3 protein-coding genes are annotated in these 4295 nt (G+C 70.8%); all 3 read right to left on the reverse strand.

All coding sequences use genetic code 11. The features are described 5' to 3' along the window. Positions 1-1063, reverse strand: a 1063-nt coding sequence (locus Q8S40_RS25030) for a S41 family peptidase (RefSeq protein ID WP_305672590.1), incomplete at its 3' end; no start/stop codon positions are given. A 74-nt stretch (positions 1064-1137) separates the two neighbouring features. Then, on the reverse strand, positions 1138-3432 hold the full coding sequence (rnr, locus tag Q8S40_RS25035) for a ribonuclease R (protein ID WP_305672591.1): 2295 nt from the start codon (positions 3430-3432) through the stop codon (positions 1138-1140). Between the two features lies 1 nt (position 3433). Continuing rightward, the coding region (locus tag Q8S40_RS25040; RefSeq protein ID WP_305672592.1) for a topoisomerase C-terminal repeat-containing protein at positions 3434-4295 on the reverse strand (862 nt) is incomplete at its 5' end.

The raw sequence follows: 4295 nt of genomic DNA on the forward strand, positions 1-4295 counted from the left end.
TGCCCATGGTGGCGCTGCCCACCACCACCGCCCGCCCGCGTTCGGCCAGCGCCGCGGCGACGATCTCGGCCGAGGATGCGGTGCGGCCATCCACCAGCACCACCACCGGCAGCCCCGCCGCCAGATCCTGCCCGCCCGCCAGGTAGCGGCGATTGGCGTCCGGGTGGCGTCCCTCCGTTCGCATCACCTCGCCATCGGTCAGGAAGGCATCGGCCACGGCCACGGCCTGGCTCAGCAGCCCGCCGCGATTGCCGCGCAAATCCAGCACCACGCCGCGCGGCACACCCTCCGCGAAGCTGTCGCGCAGCACCTGGGTCAGGCGGCGATCCGTGACGGCGGAAAACCCGGTTAGGCGCACGAACAGGATGTCGTTGCCGCGCTCCACCAGCACCGTCTCCGGCACCACCATTTCGCGCAGCAGGGTGAAATTGCGGCGGCGGCCGGCGCGCAGCACGGTCAGCGTCACCTCGCTGCCCTCCGGCCCTTCCAGCAGCCGCGCCGCCAGCCCGGGGTCGCGTGGGCCGAGTGCCCTGCCATCCACCGCGAGCAGCCGGTCCCCGGTGCGGATGCCGGCCAGCGCCGCCGGCCCGTCCCGCGTCAGCGCATCGATCACCAGCGCCCCGCGCTCCACCGCGACGCGAAGACCAAGGCCGGATTGCCCGACGCGACGTTCCCGCGCCGCCCGCGCCTCCTCCGCCGTCATGTAGCGGCTGTAGGGGTCGAGGTGGTTGAACAATTCCTCGAAGCCCGAGGCCAGCATCCGCTCCGCCCCCGCCTGCCGCAATTGCGGGGAGGCACGCCAGGCGGCGTCGTAGAAGCCCTCCAGCGTCATGGCGACGGCGGTACCCCGTTCGGAGGCGGTTCCAGGCCGGGTCAGGGGTGCGAGCGGCCCGGTGGCCAGCACGCGATCCTCACCGAGCAGCAGGATGCCATCGCCCCGCAGTTCCGCATTGAAGCGCGTATCCAGCACCGCCAGGCCACGCAGCGACCACAGCACCAGATCGACCGGGCTGGCTGCCTCCAGATGACGTTCCAGGATCAGGCTGTGGCTGCGCGTCAGCACACTCTCGAAGGCGCCGCCGCGCCGCGCGGCCTGGTCCTGCGCCGCGGCCCCCCATACGGGTAGCAGCAGCAGGATCAGCGCCTGCGCGAAGCCTTGCCGGAGAATTTCGCCCGCGGCCCGGCGCCAGCGTCCCGCCTGCCGCGGGATGTGCCCCGCGGATCGCCCTGCATCAGGGAAAACACCATGCCCCCGGTTCGCGGCACAGCTTCCGACAGCCTCACCTCGACCGCCTGGCCGAGAGAGAAGGTCAGCCCCGTATTGCGGCCGGACATCGCATGCCCGGCCTCGTCCAACTGCCATCTGTCGTCCGGCAAGGTCGCGAGCGGAACAATCCCGCTGGCGCCGTTCTCCTGCACGGTGACGAACAGGCCGAAGCGTGTCACCCCGGAAATCCGCGCTTCGAAAACTTCTCCGACACGTGTTGCCATGAAAGCAGCAAGATACCGATCGATGGCGTCACGTTCCGCCATCGCGGCCCGTCTTTCAGTCTGCGTGATGTGTTCCGCGGTATCCGGAAACCGTGCCGCCTCAGCCGGGGCCAGGCCGTTCTTGCCCAGTTGAAGGCCGGCGATCAGCGCGCGGTGCACCAGCAGGTCCGCGTAGCGGCGAATCGGGCTGGTGAAATGCGCGTAGCGCGCCAGCGCCAGGCCGAAATGACCGATATTGTCGGGCGAGTATTCGGCCTGGGACTGGCCGCGCAGCACCGCCTCATTCACCAGGCGGTCTTCCGGCTTGTCCTTCACCGCGGCCAGGATGCCGGAGAAATCGCGCGGGTGGATGCGGTCGCGCGCCGGCAGCTTCAGGCCGAGCGATTCGAGGAATTGCCGCAGCCCCTCCAGCTTCGCGTCGGAGGGCCGGTCATGGATGCGATACATGCAGGGCTGGCTCAGCCGCTCCAGCTCCTCCGCCGCGCAGACATTGGCGGCGACCATGAACTCCTCGATCAGCCGGTGCGAATCGAGTCGCGGGCGCGGCACCACCGCCTCCACCTTGCCTTCCGCATCCAGCAGCACGCGGCGTTCCGGCACGTCCAGCTCCAGCGTGCCGCGCCGGGCGCGGTCGGCCAGCAGGGCTTCGAAGGCGCCGTAGAGGTGGCCGAGCAGATCGGCCGGCACGCCTTCCGGCAGCGTTCCCCCATCCTTCGCCGCCTGCACCTGTTCATAGGTGAGGCGGGCTGCGGAGCGCATGATGCCGCGGCCGAAGTGGTGCGAGAGCTTCCGCCCCGCGCGGTCGAAGCGCATCTCTACGAACAGGCAGCCGCGCGGCTCGTCCGGGCGCAGGCTGCACCAGCCATTCGAAAGCGCCTCCGGCAGCATCGGCACGACGCGGTCGGGGAAATACACCGAATTGCCGCGCGCCCAGGCTTCCCGGTCCAGCGCGCTGTCCGGCGTCACGTAATGCGCGACATCGGCGATCGCGACCAGGCAGCGCCAACCCTCCCCGTCCGGTTCCGCCCATACGGCATCGTCAAAGTCGCGGGCATCCTCGCCATCGATGGTGACCAGCGGGATGTCGCGCAGATCCTCGCGCCCCCGTTTGGTGACGCCGCGCGCGGCCTCCGCCTCCTCCACCGCCTCGGCCGGGAAGACGTCTGGGATGCCATGGGCGTGGATGCAGATCAGGGAGACGGAGCGCGCCTCGCCCATCCGCCCCAGCACCTCGACGATCCGCGCCGGGCGCGGGCCGAGGCTGTGGTGGCTCGGCATCGGCTCGGCCAGGACGATGTCGCCGGGCTTCGCGCCATTCAGCTCCACCACGTGCCAATCGGCGCGCTGGCGGCGATCGGTCGGGATGATGCGGCCTTCCTCAAAAACGCCGAGGATGCGGGCCGGGGTCTCCCGCGCGATGCGCTTGAAGGTGCGGCCTTCGTACTTGTTGCCGCCGATGAATTTCAGCCGCGCCAGCACCCGCTCGCCAGGCGCCAGCGCCGCCTGGCCCTTGGCCTCGCGCTGCATGAAGATGACCGGCGGCGGGCCGCCGTCGCGGTCCCAGGTGATGGGCCGCGCGATCGGGTCGCCATCCGGGTCGGTGCCGACCACCTCCACCGGCAGCATCTCCGGCAGGCGTTCCGGCGCGGCGACGCCCTTGCGGCCGACCGGCGTGGCCTGGCCGCTATCCTTCAAGCCGCGCAGCAACTCGCGCAGCGCCGGGCGCTGGTCGGTGGAGAGGCCGAAGTGCCGGGCGATCTCGGTCTTGCCGACGCGGCCCGGGGCGGTGCGGAGGAATTCGCGCAGCTGCACCAGGGTTGGCAGCGCCGAGGGTGCCCCCTCCGGGATGCCGGTGTGGCGGCGCGGCGTCTTGCCGGCGGATTTCCCCGCCGGGCCCTTGCGCGCGGCGTGGCCCTTTGCGGGGTGACCGCGCCGCACCATCCTAGCTGGCCTTCCGCGCGGCCGGCTTCTTCGCCGCCGGCGCAGCCTTTGGCTTGGTCGCCGCGGCGGCCTTGGGCTTGGCCGGGGCCTTCTTGGCAGGCGCCTTCTTCGGCGCAGCCTTTTTCGCCGGCGCCTTCTTCGGAGCTTCCGAATCGCCCTCCGTCTTGACCGCGGCCTTCTTCGCCGGGGCCTTCTTGGCGCCCTTCTTGCCCTTGGTCAGCGGCGGCAGCTCCTTGCCCTTCTCGGCCAGCAGCTTCACCGCCTCCTCCAGCGTCACCGTGTCGAAATCCATCGTCTTCGGCATGGAGGCAACGCGGCTGCCATGCATGACGAAAGGCCCGAAGCGCCCACGCCGCACATCGACATTGCCGCCGCTGGGATGATCCCCGAGCGCCCGGCCGCGCGGCTTCACATCGGCCAGCAGCGCCATGGCGCGGTTCAGGCCGATGACCAGCACATCGTCATCCGGGTCCAGCGACTTGAACAATTGGCCCATCTTCACGTAGGGGCCGAAGCGCCCGATGGCGGCGGTGATCTCCTCCGCCGTCTCCGGATGCACGCCGACGATGCGCGGCAGCGACAGCAGCGCCAGGGCGCGTTCCAGCGTCAGCCCTTCCGGGTCCATCCCCTTGGCGAGGCTGGCCCGGCGCGGCTTCACCTTCTTGCCCTTCTCATCCAGCGTTTCCTCGCCGAGCTGGACATACAGGCCGTAGGGCCCGCGCCGCAGGCTGATGGCCTTGCCGGTGGCCGGGTCCACGCCCAGTTCGCGCTGGCCCTCATTGAAGCCGGCCGCACCCTCGGCCTCGGACCCCGGCGCCACCAGCGGGCGGGTGTAGCGGCATTCGGGATAGTTGGAGCAGCCG

This window comes from Falsiroseomonas sp. (assembly GCF_030695085.1).
Classification (GTDB): domain Bacteria; phylum Pseudomonadota; class Alphaproteobacteria; order Acetobacterales; family Acetobacteraceae; genus Falsiroseomonas.

Coding starts and splice junctions, on each gene's coding strand:
- rnr (WP_305672591.1), bottom strand. CDS start 3,432: ATGGTGCGGCGCGGTCACCCCGCAAAGGGCCACGCCGCGCGCAAGGGC.